Origin of the sequence: Agrobacterium sp. O3.4 (genome assembly GCF_041414895.1) — a bacterium.
Classification (GTDB): domain Bacteria; phylum Pseudomonadota; class Alphaproteobacteria; order Rhizobiales; family Rhizobiaceae; genus Agrobacterium; species Agrobacterium cucumeris.
The window spans coordinates 235,675-254,396 of the sequence record NZ_JALPZP010000001.1; the positions used below are offsets into that span (position 1 = coordinate 235,675).

The 18,722-nt window shown below is 58.5% G+C and carries 17 protein-coding genes, 1 tRNA gene and 1 pseudogene; 8 read left to right on the forward strand and 11 right to left on the reverse strand.

Features of this window, described 5'->3' with window-relative positions; translation table 11 throughout:
* The first annotated feature begins 418 nt into the window (after positions 1 to 418).
* On the forward strand, positions 419 to 2,368 hold the full coding sequence (locus tag M0412_RS01110) for a methyl-accepting chemotaxis protein (protein ID WP_269701912.1): 1,950 nt from the start codon (positions 419 to 421) through the stop codon (positions 2,366 to 2,368).
* An 89-nt stretch (positions 2,369 to 2,457) separates the two neighbouring features.
* On the opposite strand, the pseudogene M0412_RS01115 reads toward M0412_RS01110, so the two are convergent.
* Positions 2,458 to 2,782: pseudogene (locus M0412_RS01115) on the reverse strand (BrnA antitoxin family protein).
* Between the two features lie 323 nt (positions 2,783 to 3,105).
* A tRNA-Arg gene (locus tag M0412_RS01120) sits at positions 3,106 to 3,182 on the reverse strand.
* A 520-nt stretch (positions 3,183 to 3,702) separates the two neighbouring features.
* Here M0412_RS01120 and M0412_RS01125 point away from each other — a divergent pair.
* Both M0412_RS01125 and M0412_RS01130 read left to right on the forward strand, forming a co-directional pair.
* Positions 3,703 to 4,209 carry a MarR family winged helix-turn-helix transcriptional regulator gene (locus M0412_RS01125; RefSeq protein ID WP_142840477.1) on the forward strand — a complete coding sequence of 169 codons (507 nt, stop codon included), beginning with the start codon at positions 3,703 to 3,705 and terminating at the stop codon, positions 4,207 to 4,209.
* A 251-nt stretch (positions 4,210 to 4,460) separates the two neighbouring features.
* Positions 4,461 to 4,736, forward strand: coding sequence for a hypothetical protein (locus tag M0412_RS01130; protein ID WP_142840476.1), 276 nt, complete (start codon positions 4,461 to 4,463; stop codon positions 4,734 to 4,736).
* Between the two features lie 46 nt (positions 4,737 to 4,782).
* Here the strand turns inward: M0412_RS01130 and M0412_RS01135 are convergent, their stop codons facing one another.
* Both M0412_RS01135 and M0412_RS01140 read right to left on the reverse strand, forming a co-directional pair.
* Positions 4,783 to 5,244 (reverse strand): hypothetical protein, encoded by a 462-nt coding sequence (locus M0412_RS01135; protein ID WP_269701915.1) that lies wholly within the window; start codon positions 5,242 to 5,244, stop codon positions 4,783 to 4,785.
* A gap of 98 nt (positions 5,245 to 5,342) precedes the next feature.
* Positions 5,343 to 6,347: a LysR family transcriptional regulator gene (locus M0412_RS01140; protein WP_269701917.1), complete on the reverse strand. Its 1,005-nt coding sequence runs from the start codon at positions 6,345 to 6,347 to the stop codon at positions 5,343 to 5,345.
* A 256-nt stretch (positions 6,348 to 6,603) separates the two neighbouring features.
* Between M0412_RS01140 and chvE the strand changes: the two genes are divergently transcribed.
* From chvE to araD1, 4 genes are all read left to right on the forward strand, one after another.
* The gene (gene chvE / locus M0412_RS01145) at positions 6,604 to 7,668 is read left to right on the forward strand and encodes a sugar ABC transporter substrate-binding protein ChvE (protein WP_142840472.1); all 1,065 of its coding nucleotides are present in this window, start codon (positions 6,604 to 6,606) and stop codon (positions 7,666 to 7,668) included.
* 91 nt (positions 7,669 to 7,759) lie between these two features.
* Complete coding sequence (gguA, locus tag M0412_RS01150; RefSeq protein ID WP_142840471.1) at positions 7,760 to 9,298, forward strand: sugar ABC transporter ATP-binding protein GguA; 1,539 nt, start codon at positions 7,760 to 7,762, stop codon at positions 9,296 to 9,298.
* Positions 9,295 to 10,491 (forward strand): sugar ABC transporter permease GguB, encoded by a 1,197-nt coding sequence (gene gguB / locus M0412_RS01155; protein WP_142840470.1) that lies wholly within the window; start codon positions 9,295 to 9,297, stop codon positions 10,489 to 10,491. Before gguA ends, gguB begins: the two co-directional genes overlap by 4 nt.
* 115 nt (positions 10,492 to 10,606) lie before the next feature.
* Complete coding sequence (gene araD1, locus M0412_RS01160; RefSeq protein WP_269702239.1) at positions 10,607 to 11,602, forward strand: 2-keto-3-deoxy-L-arabinonate dehydratase AraD1; 996 nt, start codon at positions 10,607 to 10,609, stop codon at positions 11,600 to 11,602.
* Between the two features lie 205 nt (positions 11,603 to 11,807).
* Here the strand turns inward: araD1 and M0412_RS01165 are convergent, their stop codons facing one another.
* The 7 genes from M0412_RS01165 to M0412_RS01195 all read right to left on the reverse strand — a co-directional run bounded on the left by M0412_RS01165 (position 11,808) and on the right by M0412_RS01195 (position 17,307).
* On the reverse strand, positions 11,808 to 12,473 hold the full coding sequence (locus M0412_RS01165) for a histidine phosphatase family protein (RefSeq protein ID WP_269701922.1): 666 nt from the start codon (positions 12,471 to 12,473) through the stop codon (positions 11,808 to 11,810).
* On the reverse strand, positions 12,460 to 12,876 hold the full coding sequence (locus tag M0412_RS01170; protein ID WP_269701924.1) for a VOC family protein: 417 nt from the start codon (positions 12,874 to 12,876) through the stop codon (positions 12,460 to 12,462). Before M0412_RS01170 ends, M0412_RS01165 begins: the two co-directional genes overlap by 14 nt.
* 49 nt (positions 12,877 to 12,925) lie before the next feature.
* Complete coding sequence (locus M0412_RS01175) at positions 12,926 to 13,390, reverse strand: GNAT family N-acetyltransferase (protein WP_269701926.1); 465 nt, start codon at positions 13,388 to 13,390, stop codon at positions 12,926 to 12,928.
* Positions 13,391 to 13,508: 118 nt separating this feature from the next.
* Entirely contained in the window at positions 13,509 to 14,105 is a 597-nt protein-coding gene (locus tag M0412_RS01180; protein ID WP_269702241.1) for a bifunctional 2-polyprenyl-6-hydroxyphenol methylase/3-demethylubiquinol 3-O-methyltransferase UbiG, read from the reverse strand.
* 4 nt (positions 14,106 to 14,109) lie between these two features.
* Entirely contained in the window at positions 14,110 to 14,931 is an 822-nt protein-coding gene (locus tag M0412_RS01185) for a transglutaminase family protein (RefSeq protein ID WP_269701928.1), read from the reverse strand.
* A gap of 21 nt (positions 14,932 to 14,952) precedes the next feature.
* Positions 14,953 to 15,894 carry an alpha-E domain-containing protein gene (locus tag M0412_RS01190; protein ID WP_142840463.1) on the reverse strand — a complete coding sequence of 314 codons (942 nt, stop codon included), beginning with the start codon at positions 15,892 to 15,894 and terminating at the stop codon, positions 14,953 to 14,955.
* Positions 15,895 to 15,897: 3 nt separating this feature from the next.
* On the reverse strand, positions 15,898 to 17,307 hold the full coding sequence (locus tag M0412_RS01195) for a circularly permuted type 2 ATP-grasp protein (protein ID WP_161991253.1): 1,410 nt from the start codon (positions 17,305 to 17,307) through the stop codon (positions 15,898 to 15,900).
* Positions 17,308 to 17,784: 477 nt separating this feature from the next.
* On the opposite strand from M0412_RS01195, the gene M0412_RS01200 reads away from it, so the two are divergent.
* Entirely contained in the window at positions 17,785 to 18,681 is an 897-nt protein-coding gene (locus M0412_RS01200) for a DMT family transporter (protein WP_269701931.1), read from the forward strand.
* The last annotated feature ends 41 nt before the right edge of the window (positions 18,682 to 18,722 follow it).

Sequence of the window (18,722 nt, forward strand, 5' to 3'; positions counted from 1 at the left end):
AATGCGTGTTGCAGGCGCTGCTTCGTTCGGCAAAGCAGGCGGCAGAAATACCTGTCGCCGCTTTATAATCCTAATATTCTGCAGGCCCGAGGGACATGAAGGAATTGTAAAGTTTTTGACTATAATCATTTTGTCGAACAAGGAATGGTGATCGGCATCCAGCAAATTGGCCGCGCTCCATTTCTCTCGAAATGCGCCTCCGCTCTCTTTCGGGTCGCCTGTGCTCTAGAAGGTAACCTGTCGATATTTGAGGGGCGGGCATCACTTTTGGCGGGCGCATGCATGATGCAAATCGCGGCTCGGGCCGGTGATGCGTCTCGCGAAGCCTCAATGATCGAGGCGTTCGACGTGCAATGTCAGTTTTGCCGAACACCTCCGGCACGGGGAAGGAGCGGTTTTTCATTGACGTGAGGTTTCCGTGTCTTTCCTTCAAAACGCCAGCATTCGCACCAAAATCCTGTCGCTTATTCTGCCGCTCTGCATCGTCGGTCTCGCCGCGACCGCCTTCATGTCCAGCCGTTACAAGGAGGCGGATACGGCCTATTCGTTCTTCATTGCCAATGACAACGCCGCTCTGGTGGAGCTTGCGCGGGCCAACCGAAATCTCGCCGCGGTTGCCTATGGTGCCTATCAGGTGATGGCCTATGATGCGAGCGGGCCGGATATAAAGGTTGCCAGGGAATTTTATACCGAGAGCAAGCGGCTGCTGGTGATGCGCCTCAACAATGTGAAGGCGGCCTTTCCCGAAGAGGCCACTGCCATCAACGGCTTTATGGCGAAATCGCAGGAGATTACCGCGATTACCGACAAGGCGGTCGAATTTGGCATCGCAGATCGCTCCGCGGAAGCGGCAGCGGAGATGCTGAAGGCTGATGCCTCCATTCGCCCCGCCGCCGTTGAGATGGCGGCGCTGCTGGACAAGCTGGCAAAAGGCGTCATCAAGGGTAGTGACGATCTGACGGATCAGACCAACTCGACGATCCTGACATCGCTTGCCGCGATCGGATTTGTTTTCTCCATCGGTGTCATTCTGGCGATTTTCGTGGCGTCGCGTGGCATCACCGCGCCGATTGCCCGCCTGCGCGAACGGATGGTGGCACTGGCCGGCGGCGAGACGGCGGCGGAAATCGACGGCACGGGCCGCGGAGACGAAGTCGGCCAGATGGCCAAAGCCGTTCAGGTATTCCGCGAAAATGCGCTCGAGCGTATCCGCCTCGAGCAGGAAACCGAAGCCAATCGTAGCCTGTCGGAAAAGGACCGCATCGAGCGTGAGCAGCAGAAGGCGCGCGAAGCGGCCGACGTTAAGTTCGCAGTCGATAATCTCGCTGCAGGTCTGTCGAAACTGTCCGAAGGCGATGTTTCCTATCGCATCGGCCAGCCGTTCACGGCAGCGCTGGATGGCGTTCGCAACGACTTCAACATGTCGGCTGAAAAGCTGCAGGGCGCGCTGACCAAGGTTGCGCAGAATGCCGGTGGCATCGGTGCCGGCGCAAACGAGATCAAATCGGCCGCCGATGATCTTGCCAAGCGCACGGAACAGCAGGCCGCAGCCGTGGAAGAAACCGCCGCCGCCCTGGAAGAGATCACCACCACGGTGCGCGATTCCACCAAGCGCGCGCAAGAAGCCGGCCAGATCGTCAGCCGCGCCAAGGCGGGTGCCGAACAATCCGGCGAAGTGGTGCGCCGCGCCGTGGTCGCCATGGAACAGATCGCCAAATCCGCCAATGAGATCAGCAATATCATCGGTGTGATCGACGAAATCGCCTTCCAGACCAATCTTCTGGCGCTGAATGCCGGTGTGGAGGCCGCGCGTGCGGGCGAGGCCGGCAAGGGATTTGCTGTCGTCGCGCAGGAAGTGCGCGAGCTTGCGCAGCGCTCCGCCAGTGCGGCGAAGGAAATCAAGGCGCTGATCACCACGTCCAACGATCAGGTGCAGCAGGGTGTTCAGCTGGTGGGCGACACCGGCAAGGCGCTGGCGACCATCGTCTCGGAAGTGCAGGAGATCAACCGGCACGTGGTTTCCATTGTGGAATCCGCACAGGAGCAGTCTTCCGGCCTCCAGCAGATCAATACGGCCGTCAACCAGATGGATCAGGACACGCAGAAAAATGCGGCGATGGTGGAAGAAACCAATGCCGCAAGCCACAGCCTCGCCAAGGAGGTCGCCTCGCTTAACCAGCTGCTCTCGCAGTTCAGGCTTGGTGAAGCCGCCTATCAGCAGAAGAGCCAGCCCGCTCCGGTTCGCAATGCCGGCGGCAACGACAGGCCGGTCGCATCCCCCGTCCGCGCGCTGGGCCGCAAGCTCGCCTCCGCCTTCTCCGGCAATGCGGCGGTGGATACGTCAAAGGATGACTGGCAGGAGTTTTAAACGACGGTCGGTTATTTGCAGGAACATCGGCGGGGATATCTCCGCCGATGTTCAAGGAGGTTAACGTTGGGCGGCTTTGCATTGCGGGCTCAATGAAGACCGGACAGCTTTCTCAAGTCGCTGTTTATGCGCGACTGCCAAACCTTACCCATGGCTTTGTAGTGCTCCACAACTTCGGGGTCGAGCCGGATCGTAACGGGCGTTTTCAACGTTTCCGCTTTTGGCCTGCCGCGACGGGCGAGTTCCCGATCGATGCTTTTTCCAAGGCCAGGGAAAAACTTGCGAAATGGCTTTGCCAGGGCGATTTGTTCGTCCGTGGCTTCCGGGGGCATCCGCATCAGATGCGATCATCCGCAGGACTTCCACCTCTTCCTTTTGCGTGAGCAAACGTTTCGAAGAAAATTTAACAGGCATCAGAACCTCCTTTCCCTGGCGCTGGCTGGCCGCATTGAAATCACGGACAGGCACTGCGAGCCCAAAGGGCGAAAAAAACCGCGACAATGATACGTCCCTCAAATTCACGCACGGCCATAAAGCGGTTTTCATTGGCCGATATGACAATGGAGCCTGCGAAAAATTCAATCGGCGATCTACCTGCGCGATACCGATCGGCGCTGGTTTGTCATGGGCGCTTACAGCGCCATTAGAAACAATGGAAGAATTTTACCCTGGGCGCAGCGGCGCGCTCCCTTTCGGGTGAGATAGTTTCAATCTCATTTGCCAAGTGATTGAAATAATGGCGCACCCGACAGGATTCGAACCTGTGACCTTTGGAATCGGAATCCAACACTCTATCCAGCTGAGCTACGGGTGCAGCGGTCACGCTTGAATCGCGTGCAGCGGTTGGTTCATACCCCAGCTTTCTTTCCGCATCAATGTCTAAAAATCAGAGATTTGCGAAACGGCACGTGTTTTTCTGCCGGGGTGAGACGCGGTTTGTTGTGGGGTGCTGATGCCTTTGTGCGGGTTCCGGAAACAATGCGTCGTTTGGCGTATTGCTTTTTCTGTTGAAATCGGGTTTCCCCTATAAGTAGTATGTTATCGCCTGATCCTGTTGCTGTTTTGCCGCCACCACGGGCAGGCGCTGGGATTGGCGCGATGCCTTTCAAACGCGGTGCGGCGGGCCGTGCGATACCCTCAAAATCGGCGGGTAAATAGTCATATTTTTCCCGGCCTCCGGATGGCGGCCTGGAAGCGAGGTTTGGGTTTTTGCGGATTAACTGTCAAATTATTATACAATATTAGTATCATCTACATTTATTTGGGATACAGTTTTGGAACGTTGTCGGTTATGATTTCGGCAGGGTAAAGGAACGAATCAAGCGGGGGATCGGATGGCTTTGCGATTGGCACATAGCAACGGGCCGCGGGCGGAAAAGGCCGAAAGCGACGGAGTGGAACCGGTGCATCTTACGGCAATTGACTATGGACTGTTGACGACGGCGATCGGCTATCATTTGCGGCACTCGCAACTTGCCGTGGCAAATGGGTTCTCCGATGTGCTGGCGGAACGGGGATTGCGACCGGCTGATTTTTCGGTTCTCGTCATTGTTGGTGGCAATCCGGGCCTGAAACAGAGCGATGTGGCGGAAGCGCTCGGCATCCAGCGCGCTAATTTCGTCGCGATCGTCGACAGCATGGAAGACAAGGGGCTGCTTGTCCGCCGCCGGTCGGAAGAGGACAGGCGTGTTCATTTTCTCGATATGACCGAGGAAGGCAGCCGCCTTCTCGACAGTCTTTCCGATTCATGGCGCGACCGTGAGGAAAAGCTGATCGACAGGATTGGCGGCAAGAAAGCCCGCGACCAGCTGCTGTCGCTGCTTGGACGTCTGCGGGACTAAGCGGGGCTCTCATCGACTGGGGACTGCTCTGCGAGCAACGACCCGGAAAGTGCGGGCCGGGCCGAACCACCGGCTCGCCGGGCTGTGCATGGTGATTTGCCGTTCCGGTATTTTCACGACAGCCTGATCGGTGGCGGCTCGATTTGCGTTGCAATTTTCCTGTGAAACGGCCAAGACGACCTGCATATGCCTTTGGTCACCCGATGCCGTAAGAGCGCGGTGTGGCGGAAAAGGCCGGAAACGGGAACGCCATGCTGAACATCGATACCAGCCATCCGCTTTATCGCCCTTTATGGGTCAGGTTGCTGATCGTCGGTTTCTGTGCGGCCTGGGCGGTGATCGAATTCGTCAATCGCGAGTTTTTCTGGGGCACGATCGTCGGCGGCATCGCCGCCTATGCGGCCTATGAGCTGCTGGTGAAATTCAAACCCGTGAGCGTTGATGATGCGGCCAAGGGCGGAGCGGACAAGGCTGCGCCAGACGAACCCGCCGATAACGCACCCGTCGATAAAAACGACGCCGGCTGACAGCGGCATATCCTTTGGCAGGCATCGCTGCCTTGCATTGCATGATTTAAGTTTTCAGCATCCGTATCGCCTGGTCGATCAGCAGATTTGCCGCGGTCATGCGCAGGGTCGCATTGTGCCGGAATTCCGGTTTCACGCCGTCGGGGTGGTTGAGACGGGCAAAGGCGCGGCGTTTTTCCGCAAGCGTTGCGGCGGTGTCGGTTTCATGGATCGCCAGTTCCGTTGACACATCCGCGAGCGAGGTCTTTTCGAGATGGGCCGGCATGGGTTCCGGCTCTGGCTCCGGCTGGGGTTCAGGCGGTGGTGCCGGTTCGGCCAGAAAGGCGAGATAGGCGTCGAGGCCGCCATTTCCCGGTTGCGGCGCAGCAGAGGGTGAGCCGACGACAAAACCGGAATTGAAACCGACGATGCGGTGGTTGACTGGCGGCGGCGGTTCCGCGGCTTCCTCTTCTCTTTCCTGCTTCAGTCTTTCAACGACCGACTGGAAGACGGATTGTCCGAAAAGCATGCGGCTGTTCCCCTGCGCCGGCTCGTACATCCGGCCTGTTTATAAGATGAAGGTGGCGTCTGGCTTGCCACCTCGTCGCGGCCCCCATGGGGTCATCATCATGGCCAGGTCAGCTTTCGGCTTTCATCCAGTACCAGATCGTAAAGCAGCCGGGCGCTGGGCGGCAAAACGCGGCCTTTGGTGGTGATGATGCTGTAGGGCTTGACCACAAGTTCGAAATCCGTCGGCAGGATGCGGGTGCGGCCGATGCCGGCCTGCTGGCCGGCCACGAATTCGGCCATGTCCTGCGCGATCGGCGCAATCGCATTGGTGTTGCAGATCAGCGCGAGCGTCAGAAGCATGGACGGCGTGTTGATGATATTGCGCGGCATGGCAACGCCATGGGTAAGGAACACGTCCTCCATCGTTCTGCGCAGCAGGGCGCCGGGCGGCTGGAAAACCCAATCGTAGGCGGAAAGATCGTTCAACGTTACCGGCTCGCCGCCAAGCAGGGGGTGGCCTTCGCCGACCACCAGACAGGCGCGCTCGATGCCGATTTCATGGATGGAAAACAGGCCGGGGTCGAAATCGTCAGGAATGCGGCCGATGATGAAATCGTGACGCGCGGCCAGCAACTCCCGGGCCAGCACATTGCTGCTTTCCACCTGCACGTTGATCTCGATGCCGGGATAGGTGTCCGTCGCCCGCTTGATGGCGGGAACCACAAGGCTGATGGCGGGTGCCGTGACGGCGCCGATATAGACCGAGCCACCGCTGCCGGATTTCATCTGGTTAAGCTCGCGGCTCGCCTCGCGCAGCTCCAGCAATATGGTGCGCGCCCGACGGGCCAGTGCCTCGCCGAATTTGGTCAGCACCACGCCGCGCGAGGCCCTTTGACAGAGCGGGCTTTTGACGATGGCTTCCATTTCGGAAAGCATGCGCGAGGCCGCCGGCTGTGTTATGTTCATGGCCGCTGCGGCGGCGCTGACCTGCCCGTGTTCCTCGATCATGACCAGCATGCGCAGATGGCTCATCTTTAATCCGGCGCGCAGAAGCGGGTTGTCTTCAAAGACGAAAAGGGCCTCTGTTGTTTGCGCCTGCTCATACACTTTTTGGTTGTTCATTCGCGTGTTTATACCCACTCATCGCTTATTGTATCGATTTAATATAGCGAAATTGATATATGGAAACAGATTTATTCTATTTGACAGTTATATGGATTCAGAACAGTTTGCGGGATGCCGGGGAGGAGCGGCATCTGTTCAATTTCGCAGCTGCGAGATCGGAACGGGCCGAACGCGGCTCCTTCCTCTGACGGCATGAATTTCATGGTGCGCCGCAACATGCGGGTGCCAGAAAAGGGTTCAAGGGAGAGAGTTAATGAAGTCCATTATTTCGCTGATGGCGGCTTGTGCCATCGGTGCTGCTTCCTTCGCAGCACCGGCTTTCGCGCAGGACAAGGGTTCCGTCGGCATTGCCATGCCGACCAAGTCTTCCGCTCGCTGGATCGATGACGGCAACAACATCGTCAAGCAGCTGCAGGAAGCCGGTTACACGACCGACCTGCAATATGCCGACGACGACATTCCGAACCAGCTGTCCCAGATCGAAAACATGGTCACCAAGGGCGTGAAAGTCCTCGTGATCGCCTCGATCGACGGCACCACGCTTTCGGACGTTCTGAAGCAGGCTGGCGAGCAGGGCATCAAGGTCATCGCTTATGACCGCCTTATCCGCAACAGCGGCGACGTCAGCTACTACGCAACGTTCGACAACTTCCAGGTTGGCGTTCTGCAGGCGACTTCGATCGTTGACAAGCTTGGCCTGAAGGACGGCAAGGGTCCCTTCAACATCGAGCTGTTCGGCGGTTCTCCTGACGATAACAACGCCTTCTTCTTCTATGACGGCGCAATGTCGGTTCTGAAGCCTTACATCGACAGCGGCAAGCTGGTCGTGAAGTCCGGCCAGATGGGCATGGACAAGGTCGGTACGCTGCGTTGGGATCCGGCAACGGCCCAGGCCCGTATGGATAACCTGCTGTCGGCTTATTACACCGACGCCAAGGTTGACGCCGTTCTGTCGCCTTACGACGGTCTGTCCATCGGCATCATCTCCTCGCTGAAGGGCGTTGGTTATGGTTCGAAGGACCAGCCGCTGCCGGTCGTTTCCGGTCAGGACGCTGAAGTCCCGTCGGTCAAGTCGATCATTGCAGGCGAACAGTATTCCACCATCTTCAAGGATACCCGCGAACTCGCGAAGGTTACCGTCGACATGGTGAATGCCGTTCTGCAGGGCAAGGAGCCTGAGGTAAACGACACCAAGACCTATGAAAATGGCGTCAAGGTCGTTCCGTCCTACCTGCTGAAGCCGGTTGCCGTTACCAAGGAGAACTACAAGCAGGTTCTCGTTGATGGCGGTTATTACAAAGAAGACCAGCTGAAATAAGCCTGAAGACACATGCGGGGATGACTTGGCGTCATCCCCGTTTTTCCATAAAAATAAAAACGCCGAAATTAATCGGGCGCTGGATTGCGATATGGCCAATACCATTCTCGAAATGCGGAACATCACCAAGACGTTTCCGGGCGTGAAAGCGCTTGAGAACGTCAACCTCAAGGTTAAAGAGGGTGAGATCCACGCACTCGTCGGTGAGAACGGCGCGGGGAAGTCGACCTTGATGAAGGTCCTTTCCGGTGTTTATCCCGCCGGCACCTATGAGGGCGAAATCCACTATGAAGGCGCAGTGCGGAATTTTCGCGCCATCAATGATAGCGAAGATATTGGTATCATCATCATTCACCAGGAACTGGCATTGGTGCCGCTCCTGTCGATTGCGGAAAACATCTTCCTCGGCAACGAGGTCGCCTCGAACGGCGTCATCAGCTGGCAGCAGACCTTCAACCGGACCCGCGAACTTTTAAAGAAGGTGGGCCTGAAGGAATCGCCGGAAACGCTGATCACCGATATCGGTGTGGGCAAGCAGCAGCTCGTGGAAATCGCCAAGGCATTGTCGAAGAGCGTGAAGCTGCTCATCCTCGACGAGCCGACCGCCTCGCTCAACGAAAGCGATTCCGAGGCGCTGCTCAACCTTTTGATCGAATTCCGCAAGCAGGGCATGACCTCGATCATCATCACCCACAAGCTCAACGAAGTGCGCAAGGTGGCCGACCAGATCACCGTTTTGCGTGATGGCATGACGGTGAAGACGCTCGACTGTCATCAGGAAGAAATCAGCGAGGATGTCATCATCCGCAACATGGTGGGGCGTGATCTCGAAGATCGTTATCCGCCACGCGATGTGCCGATCGGCGAGACCATTCTCGAAGTGAAGAACTGGAACGCCTATCACCAGCAGCACCGTGACCGGAAGGTTCTGCACGATATCAACGTCACCGTGCGCAAGGGCGAAGTCGTCGGCATTGCCGGGCTGATGGGCGCAGGGCGCACCGAATTCGCGATGAGCGTGTTCGGCAAGTCCTACGGCCACAAGATCAGCGGTGAAGTGCTGATCCACGGCAAACCCGTGGATGTCAGCACCGTGCGCCGCGCCATCGATGCCGGTCTTGCCTATGTGACGGAAGACCGCAAACATCTCGGCCTCGTGCTCAACGACAACATCCTGCACAACACCACGCTTGCCAACCTGGCCGGCGTGTCCAAGGCCAGCGTCATCGACGACATCAAGGAAATGAAGGTGGCGAGCGATTTCCGCACGCGCCTGCGCATCCGGTCGTCGGGCATCTTTCAGGAAACGGTCAATCTTTCGGGCGGCAACCAGCAGAAGGTGGTGCTATCCAAGTGGCTGTTCTCCGATCCTGACGTGCTGATCCTCGACGAGCCGACCCGCGGCATCGATGTCGGCGCGAAATATGAAATTTACACCATCATCAACCAGCTCGCTGCCGACGGCAAAGGCGTTCTGATGATATCATCGGAAATGCCCGAACTGCTCGGCAATTGCGACCGCATCTACGTCATGAACGAAGGCCGCATCGTCGCTGAATTGCCGAAGGGAGAGGCGAGCCAGGAAAGCATCATGCGCGCTATCATGCGCTCAGGGGAGAAGAACTCATGAGTTCGGCAAACACAACAAGCGAAGAAAGTAACGTCATCTCGATCTCATCCTATATTCGCTCGAATATCCGCGAATATGGCATGTTGATCGCGCTCGTCGCCATCATGGTTTTCTTCCAGTTCTACACCGGTGGCATCCTGTTCCGTCCGGTCAACCTCACCAACCTCATCCTGCAGAACTCGTTCATCGTCATCATGGCGCTGGGCATGCTGCTGGTCATCGTTGCCGGGCATATCGACCTTTCGGTCGGCTCCATCGTCGCCTTCGTCGGCGCGATAGCGGCGATATTGACCGTGCAATGGGGCATGAACCCGTTTCTGGCGGCGCTGATTTGTCTCGTCATCGGCGGCATCATCGGTGCTGCCCAGGGTTACTGGATCGCCTATCACCGTATTCCGTCCTTCATCGTGACGCTGGCGGGCATGCTGGTGTTCCGCGGCCTGACGCTGTTCGTGCTCGGCGGCAAGAACATCGGTCCTTTTCCGACCGACTTCCAGATCATCAGCACCGGCTTCCTGCCTGACATCGGTGGTATCGAAGGTCTCAACACCACCTCGATGATCCTGACCGTGCTGATCACCGTGGCGCTGTTTTATCTGGCGTGGCGCCGCCGCGTGGTGAACGTGAAGCATGGCATCGACGTGGAGCCGTTCGGTTTCTTCATCGTGCAGAATCTGCTGATCTCAGGCGCTATCCTGTTCCTGGGTTACCAGCTGTCCACCTATCGCGGCCTGCCGAACGTGCTGATCGTGATGCTGGTCCTCATCGCGCTTTACAGCTTCGTGACGCGCCGCACGACCATCGGTCGCCGTGTCTACGCCATGGGCGGCAATGAGAAGGCAACCAAGCTTTCCGGTATCAACACCGAACGCCTCAGCTTCCTCACCTTTGTCAACATGGGCGTGCTGGCCGGTCTTGCCGGCATGATCATCGCGACCCGCCTCAACTCGGCGACGCCGAAGGCCGGTGTGGGCTTCGAGCTTGACGTGATCGCGGCCTGCTTCATCGGCGGTGCTTCGGCCTCCGGCGGTGTTGGCAAGATCACCGGTGCGGTCATCGGCGCCTTCATCATGGGCGTCATGAACAACGGCATGTCGATCGTCGGTCTCGGCATCGACTTCCAGCAGATGGTCAAGGGCCTCGTGCTGCTCGCCGCCGTGTTCTTCGACGTCTACAACAAGAACAAGGGCTGATCGGCCCAACCAAATCGCAAGTCAAAAAAGTGGCCGGTTTCCGGCCACTTTCATAAGATGCAGGCGCGACGCGCCGTAGCGGATAAGGCGCATGGCGCCGCAGGAAGGAAAACCCGTGCTCATTTCACAGATTAAAGATGCCAGTGGCAAAATCATTGTAGCGGTTCGCGAAGACGGCGGACAGGCACAGGCGGTCAAGGGTGCCGGTTCGGTCTACGCGCTTGCCATGGAAGCCGCCAATAGCGGCAAGAGCCTTGCCGACGTTGTTTCCGCCCATGGCCTGGGCGATGCCGTCGATCTCGAAAAGGCTTATGCCGAAGGTCGTTTCCTGCCGCCGATCACTCATCCCGATCCGGCGCATCTGCATCTGACCGGCACGGGCCTCACCCATCTCGGCTCGGCCGCGACCCGCGACAGCATGCACAAGAAGACCACGGAAGCCGCCGAGGAAAGCCTGACGGATTCCATGAAGATGTTCCGCATGGGTCTGGAAAACGGCAAGCCGAAGGCCGGTGAAAAGGGCGTGCAGCCCGAATGGTTCTACAAGGGCAACGGCCATGTGGCGGCAGCGCCGGGTGCGGCGCTCACCTCGCCATCCTTTGCGCTGGATGGCGGCGAAGAGCCTGAGATGGCCGGCATCTACGTCATTTCGGACAAGGGCGAGCCCGTGCGCATCGGCTTTGCCGTCTCCAACGAGTTTTCCGATCACGTCACCGAGCGGGTCAACTATCTCTACCTCGCCCACTCCAAGCTGCGCCCGGCAAGCTTCGGCCCGGAAATCCGTGTCGGTGCGGCACCTTCGGATATTCGCGGCACCTCGCGCATCCGCCGCGGCGACAAGGTCATCTTCGAAAAGCCGTTCGTTTCGGGTGAGGACAACATGTCCCATACCTTCGCGAACCTCGAATATCACCACTTCAAATACGGCCTGTTCCGTGCGCCGGGCGACGTGCATGTGCACATGTTCGGCACGGCCACGCTCTCCTTCGCAGACGGCATCAAGCCGGAAGCGGGCGACGTGTTCGAGATCGAGGCAGCCGGTTTCGGCCTGCCGCTGAAGAACCCGCTGGCCGTGGACGCGGAAGAAGAGATCGCCGTTCGCCAGATCTGATCTGCGAGCTGATTTTGAGAATGCCAAGGGGTGGCGCCATCACATGGTAGTCCCACCCCTCGATCTCATCCTCGGGCTTGACCCGAGGATCGGCAACAGACTGACCCGCGAGACGTGGTTGGATCCTCGGGTCAAGCCCGAGGGTGACACTGGAGGTCGGGCCTTATGTCCAATTGCGCGCGGGCAATGTTGAAGCGATTGCGTCTCAACCATCGTCGTCTGTCAGATGCGAAACATCCGCCAGTGAAACGACGGCGCGATTTTGCCAATAGTCGTCTTCCTTCAAATGCGTGATGCTTCCAGACCGCGCCGGAAAACTGACATGGCCGACGCTTTCGACCGGCATCTTGATCCATGCCGCGATGACGAAGGTAAGAGCAAAGCCATGGGTAACGATGACCTGCATGGGGCAGGGGCGTGATATAATGGTGTTCACGGAGCGGTACACCCTTTCGGCGAACTCACGTCTCGTTTCTCCATCGGCAATTCCGCCGCGATGATGCAAACGGTTATGATGAGGGGCGGGGATCTGGCGGGCGTCGAGCCATTCCTGCGGCATACCGCCGGCTGAACCATAGCTTATTTCCCGCAGGTCATCTGTTGTTTCAAAAGGGTGCTTGAGGTGTTCAGCGATGATTGCAGCTGTCTGGGAGGCTCGGAGAAGATCGGAGCTGAAGATTTCAACCGGGGCGCTGCCGATCAAGGCCATAAGCTTGGCGGCTGTCGCCTCCGCATCGGCCCTGCCCCTGGGTGTCAGCTCGGTGTCATACCAGCCCCCGACCTTGTTCTCGACATGGTGGACGGATTGAGCGTGCGTGACGACAAAGATGTTATTCATAGCGTTTTTCCCGGTATTTTCAGGCCTGCTCAATCCCCCACAGCTTGCCTTCGCCCACCTCCACTGAATTACCCGCGGGATCGCGGACATAGACCGAATAGCTGTCATTCGGCCAGCGATGATAATGTTCGACGGGAATTCCAAGCGTTTCGAACCGGTCCTTCCAGCCATCCACTTCCGATTTATCCTTTGCATAAAAGCAGAAATGGCCCTGGCCCACCGCCCCATGGCGGGGGATTGGATTGTCGGGGTCGGCCCGGCGGGATTGCTGCGGATCGAAGATCAGCAGCATTTGCTGGCCGCATCTGAAGAAGACGAATTGGCCAGGCAGTCTGCGCACCACCTCCAGCCCGAACACATCGCGGTAAAAGGTCTCGGCGGCGTCGAGATCATCCACGTAGATTGCGGTTTCCATGATGGCTGCTGGCGGGCGCATGTTTCCTCCGGTATCTACTGGGCGTCCGACACTGGAAGTGCCGGGACGCTTATGTTTTGGCGCTGTAGGTCAGTACGGTCAGATCGTGTTTGCCGACGCCGCGTTCCAGAACCGTCCAGCCGCAATTGACGTAATAGGTCTCGAGATCGCGCTGGCAGCACAGGTAGCTGGTATGGTGGCCGAGTTTGGCTGCCCTTTGCGTGGCGGCCTGCATCAGGGCCCGTGCTGCGCCTGAGCGCCGTCGGTCTTCCTCTACCCAGAGAGCGGCAACCCATGGCAGATATTGCGGTCGCTCCTCCAGATCGCAATGGATAAGGAATGCGGAGCCGACATAAGCCTCACCGTCATGGGCAACGAAACCGGTGGGCAGGGCGTGCGGGTTGGTCATGTCCTTCAGGTGCTCGGCGACATCATCGACCTTGAGGCCGCTATCCTGCCACCACGCCGTCCAGACACGGTCGGCGATGACGGGGCCATGGGACTGGCAGTCGCAATAGTCGGAAATAGTGTACAAGACCGTCTCCCGGCCGGCTTTTCTGCCCGCAGGCTGAAGCCGGATCATGCTTTCAAATCGATGCGGCGATTTAAACGGTCGGGAGACGCTTTCGCAACCGGCAAGTTCCGGAAATGGATCAGGACTTCGTTGCCGTCACATGCAGCCAGTCGGTCGGCATCTTGTCGTAACCGCTGCCGTGGCGGGATGTGATCCCGACGCTTGTCCAGCCAAATTGACCGTAGACATTTTCGAGCCAGGCTTTGGAAGGGTAGTTGTAATAACGGCCAAACGTGTCACGGCCTTCCGCCTCTCCGGCCTTGAAACTGGCGTAAAATACACCGCCCGGTTTCAGTGCCCCGTGAATACGGCCGATAATGCCGGCAAGTGCTGCGCGTGGCACATGCAGCAGGCAGGCATTGGCCCAGACGCCGTCATAACGTTCCCTGTCGTCAATATCCTCGAACAGCAATGTCGCGACGGGAACCCCAAGCCGGGCTTGCGCCGCTTTAGCGATCTCGGGTGTTCCATCGGTGGGATGAACGTCGAAACCGGCAGCCAGCATGAATTCGCTGTCCTGCCCGCCGCCGCATCCGAGTTCTAGAATGCTCGCGCCCTCCGGCAGCTGCGCCAGAAATGTCTCCAGATGCGGGCGGTCAGGAGCCTGTCCCCGGGTGGTGTAGGCGTTGGCATTATCGGTGTAAAAACCGATCGTATCCTCGTCTTTGGCGGCCATCATCTCAACTCTGCGACTGGCTCTGGCTCTGCGACTGCTGCACGGTGACAGTCACGTTCAGCGTCTCACCGGCGGGGCCGATGCGCATGCCTGATATCGGCGCGCAATCGCGGTAGCACAGGCCCGACGCGATGCGGACATAACGGTCATCGGGGCAGATATTGTTGGCGGCGTCGAAGCCGACCCAGCCAAGCCCCTGAAGATGCACCTCGGCCCAGGCGTGGGTGGCCGTCTGTTCTTCCACCTCTTCCATCATCAGATAACCGGAAACATAACGGGCCGGCAGGCCCATCAGCCGCGCTGCGGAAATCAGGATATGGGCATGGTCCTGGCAGACGCCCTTGCCTGCCTCCAGCGCCGTTTCCGCTGTCGTTTCAATGTCGGTTGCACCAGGCACATAGTCCACCTTGCGGTGAATATTCTCCATGAGGTCATGCAGGCGGGAGAGTTCGGTGTCACCAGTGCTGACTTTCACCAGCTCACGCACCAGTTTTCCCGGCTTGGTGCGCGGCGTCTCGCGCTGGAAGAGCCAGAGCGGCGCATTGCCGATATGGTGCCCGAACACGCCGGCCCTGTCTTCGGTGGTGACGAGACCGCTTGCCACAACCTTGACCTTGCGTTGCGGGCCTTCCGTTTCCACCAGCGCAACCCGGTTGCCGAAATGGTCGTCATAGGTCACTTCGACGGTGGCGCCATCCACCGAGACATCCCAGTTCTCCACCGTCTGGCAGGGGCCGGTCTGCGGTGTCAGGCGCAGCCGCTGCAACGCATAGGGCGTCGGCTCGTCATAGACATATTCCGTCGTATGGGTGATTTTCAGACGCATAAGCTGTCCCCGTCCACGCGCTTATTGATAAAAGCGGTAGCCTTCCATGATTTCCTGTCCCAGCTGCCCGTTGCGGTTTATGAATCTCTCCAGAAACTCGTGCAGACCTTCATCCATGACGCGGTTGATCGTCGTCTTGCGCAGGCTGTCACGAATGCTTTCGGCCGTTTCATGCGCCTGGTGCCTTTCGCCGTAATCCTCAGCTATGTAATTGAGGTTGCTGGCGATCTTCTCGTAACAATAGGCGAGCGAACGCGGCATGCGGCCATTGAGAATGAGGAAGTCGGCAATATTGGCCGGCTTGTATTCCGCATCATAGACCCAGCCATAGGAACGGTGCGCCGAGACCGAGCGCAGAATGGATTCCCATTGCGCGTTGTCGAGCGAGGAACCGACATGCGCCACAGCCGGCAGCAGCACGTAATATTTGACGTCTAGAATGCGGGCGGTGTTGTCGGCCCGTTCGATGAAGGTGCCGATGCGGGAGAAATTATAGAGATCGTTGCGCAGCATCGAGCCGTGGAAAGCGCCGCGCACCAGACCGGCGCGGTGTTTGATGCCGTCAATGGTCTGCGGCATGTCCGCCGGCTTCACCCTGCGCTCGAGGCTGGTCTTCAATTCGATCCAGAATTCGTTGGTCGCTTCCCATGTCTCGCGCGTCAGCGCGGTGCGCACCATGCGGGCATTGTTGCGGCCCGCCTCAATGCAGGAGAGGACGCTCGACGGGTTGGCCTTGTCGCGCAGGAGATAATCGATCGCATCCGCCGTCGTCACCTTGTCGTGCGTTTCGAGGAACGCCTCGTGGACGCCAGCACTCTGCAACACGCCGTCCCAGTCTTCATCGCCGCTGCCCGAGCGCGTCAGTGAAACGCGCAGACCCGCATCGATCAGCCGGGCGATGTTTTCAGCGCGCTCGATGTACCGGAACATCCAGTAGAGCCCGTTTGCCGTTCTGCCCAGCATGGCTTAGTCCTCCAGTACCCATGTATCCTTGGTGCCGCCGCCCTGGCTGGAATTGACCACCAGCGAGCCCTGCTTGAGCGCGACGCGGGTCAGGCCGCCGGGAATGATCTTCACCTTGTCCGACACCAGCACGTAAGGGCGCAGATCGACATGGCGCGGCGCGATGCCGTTTTTCACCATGATCGGCACGGTGGACAGCGACAGCGTTGGCTGCGCAATATAGTTGGAGGGGCGGGCCTTGAGCTTTTCGGCAAACAGCGCCCGTTCCTTTTTTGTCGCCGTGGGGCCGACCAGCATGCCGTAACCGCCCGAACCGTGGACTTCCTTGACGACCAGTTCGGCAAGATTGTCGAGCACGTATTTCAGGCTGTCCGGCTCCGAACAGCGCCAGGTGGGCACGTTTTCCAGTAGCGGCTTGCGGCCGGTATAAAATTCGACGATCTCAGGCATGTAGGAATAGACGGCCTTGTCGTCGGAAATGCCGGTGCCGGGGGCATTGGCGATGGTGATGTTGCCGGCACGGTAGACATCCATGATGCCGGGCACGCCGAGCGCCGAATCCGGCCGGAAGGTCAGCGGATCGAGGAAGTCATCGTCAACGCGGCGATAGAGAACATCAATCGCTTCATAACCGCGGGTGGTGCGCATCTTGACCTTGCCGTCCATGACACGCAGGTCGGATCCTTCCACCAGCTCCACGCCCATCATGTCGGCGAGGAAGGAATGTTCATAATAGGCGGAGTTATAGATGCCGGGGGTCAGCACCGCGACGCGCGGCTTGCCGGAACAGCCGGGCGGGGCGAGCGAGGCGAGCGATTGCCGCAGCAGATAGGGATAATCCTCCACCCGCCGCACGCGGTTTTCATGGAAGAGTTCCGGGAACATCTGCATCATCGTCTCGCGGTTTTCCAGCATGTAGCTGACACCGGAGGGCGTGCGGGCATTGTCTTCCAGAACATAAAACTGGTCTTCGCCGGTGCGGACGATGTCTGTGCCGACAATGTGGGTATAGACGCCGCCGGGCGGGGTGAAACCGATCATCTCCGGCAGGAAGGCTTCGTTTTTCTCGATGATTTCGCGTGGGATGCGGCCGGCGCGGATGATTTCCTGCTTGTGGTAGATATCGTCGAGGAAAGCATTGAGGGCGAGAACGCGCTGTTCGATGCCCTGGGCCAGTTTGCGCCACTCACGTCCGGAGATGATGCGCGGGATGATATCGAAGGGGATCAGTTTTTCTGAACTGTCGGCATGGCCATAGACTGCGAAAGTAATGCCGGTTTTTCGAAAGATGTTTTCCGCGTCTTTTGATTTCTGGATCAGGTGCGACCTGTCCTGTCGGCTGTACCACTCGTTATAGTTTTCATATGGGCTTCGCGGCGTTTCGTCCGCATTTATCATTTCGTCAAATGCCAACTTCGATGTCCCCTTTTTTACCATATGAATACAAGGCCAAATGCAATGCAAGAACTATGCGGACCTCGTCATGAAGATTTTTTGTCGCCCTAGAGTTTTAAAAAAGAAGCGTTTTTTCGGTTTCAGCCTATAAATGCGGCATCGTCAAAATGGTTGCGCGGCGCGGCAGTGCGGAAGGGCGTGATGGGGCTGTGTGCGCCGTGGGCGAATGCACAAAATTTGTTCGTTCGTTTTCGGTTGATGGATTGCGGATGCCGCATAAGAAAAACTGAAAGATGCGATCACGAAAACGCCTTTGACCTTTGGCGGCGATAGCGATACCGCCTTGGCAAACGGCGTGTATGCCGCCACAGGCCTGGTGCCAAGCCGGCCTGCTTTTTCACCGGTGTGCCTTGGCCGAAATATCAATTCGCTGCATGGTCTTGCGTCCCCGGCAATGTCCGAGAGGCGGGATTGTGCCGCACAGGGGATGTTCCCATGTCGCTTGACCGTCTGGCTCCAGCCATCTTCGTGTTTCTCTGGTCGACCGGCTGGGTCACGGCTAAATATGCCGTCTATTATACCGGGCCGCTGACCTTCCTCTGTCTGCGTTACCTGCTGGCCGGCCTGATATTATGGGCGATCTGCCGGCTGTCCGCCATTTCCTGGCCGAAGCAGCGCGCCGATGTCCTGCGGGCGATCCTGTCCGGCGTGTTCCTGCACGGCATTTATCTCGGCATGATCTGGTGGGCGGTCGGGCAGGGCGTGCCGGCGGCGATCGGCGGCATCATCGCCGGTCTGCAGCCGCTGATGACGGCGGTGGCCGCCCGTTTCATGATCGGCGAGAGAATCTCACCCATGCAACGTGCCGGTTTGCTGCTCGGTTTTGCCGGCATTGCCATCGCCGTGCTGCCGAAGGTCATGGCTACGGGTGCGCTTGGCATGTCCGTGCCGCTTTATGCCGTGGCGGTGAATGTGCTGGGTATGGTGTCGGTGACCTATGGCACGCTGTACCAGAAGAAATATGTCCATGGCGGAAACATCATGGCGGTGGCGACGCTGCAATATGTCGGCGCGCTGCTGGTCACCATTCCCTTTGCGCTTTTGCTGGAAGACGGGCATGTGGACTGGAGCCTCGGGCTGGCCGCCACGCTTGGCTGGTCGGTGGGTGCAATCTCCATCGGCGCGGTTGCATTGCTTCTTTATCTCATCCGGCGTGGGCAGGTATCGCGCGCGGCCTCGCTGATCTATCTCGTGCCGCCGCTTGCCGCCGTCGAAGCTGCGCTGCTGTTCGGGGAAACGCTGACGCCGGCCATGATTGCCGGTACGGTTCTCGCGGTCACGGGGGTCTATCTCGCCAACCGCCGGCCCACTGCATCGGTTGCAGCGGGTTAATTACTACAACCTCATATTAGGGGTTTGTTAACCATAAAATT

What these genes read in the sequence shown, in the direction of transcription:
- M0412_RS01200 (WP_269701931.1), top strand. Translation starts at nt 17,785, where the DNA reads ATGTCGCTTGACCGTCTGGCTCCAGCCATCTTCGTGTTTCTCTGGTCG.
- M0412_RS01180 (WP_269702241.1), bottom strand. Translation starts at nt 14,105, where the DNA reads ATGGCCGCCAAAGACGAGGATACGATCGGTTTTTACACCGATAATGCC.
- M0412_RS01140 (WP_269701917.1), bottom strand. Translation starts at nt 6,347, where the DNA reads ATGAACAACCAAAAAGTGTATGAGCAGGCGCAAACAACAGAGGCCCTT.
- M0412_RS01125 (WP_142840477.1), top strand. Translation starts at nt 3,703, where the DNA reads ATGGCTTTGCGATTGGCACATAGCAACGGGCCGCGGGCGGAAAAGGCC.
- M0412_RS01190 (WP_142840463.1), bottom strand. Translation starts at nt 15,894, where the DNA reads ATGCTGGGCAGAACGGCAAACGGGCTCTACTGGATGTTCCGGTACATC.
- M0412_RS01170 (WP_269701924.1), bottom strand. Translation starts at nt 12,876, where the DNA reads ATGCGCCCGCCAGCAGCCATCATGGAAACCGCAATCTACGTGGATGAT.
- chvE (WP_142840472.1), top strand. Translation starts at nt 6,604, where the DNA reads ATGAAGTCCATTATTTCGCTGATGGCGGCTTGTGCCATCGGTGCTGCT.
- gguB (WP_142840470.1), top strand. Translation starts at nt 9,295, where the DNA reads ATGAGTTCGGCAAACACAACAAGCGAAGAAAGTAACGTCATCTCGATC.
- gguA (WP_142840471.1), top strand. Translation starts at nt 7,760, where the DNA reads ATGGCCAATACCATTCTCGAAATGCGGAACATCACCAAGACGTTTCCG.
- M0412_RS01185 (WP_269701928.1), bottom strand. Translation starts at nt 14,931, where the DNA reads ATGCGTCTGAAAATCACCCATACGACGGAATATGTCTATGACGAGCCG.
- M0412_RS01130 (WP_142840476.1), top strand. Translation starts at nt 4,461, where the DNA reads ATGCTGAACATCGATACCAGCCATCCGCTTTATCGCCCTTTATGGGTC.
- M0412_RS01135 (WP_269701915.1), bottom strand. Translation starts at nt 5,244, where the DNA reads ATGCTTTTCGGACAATCCGTCTTCCAGTCGGTCGTTGAAAGACTGAAG.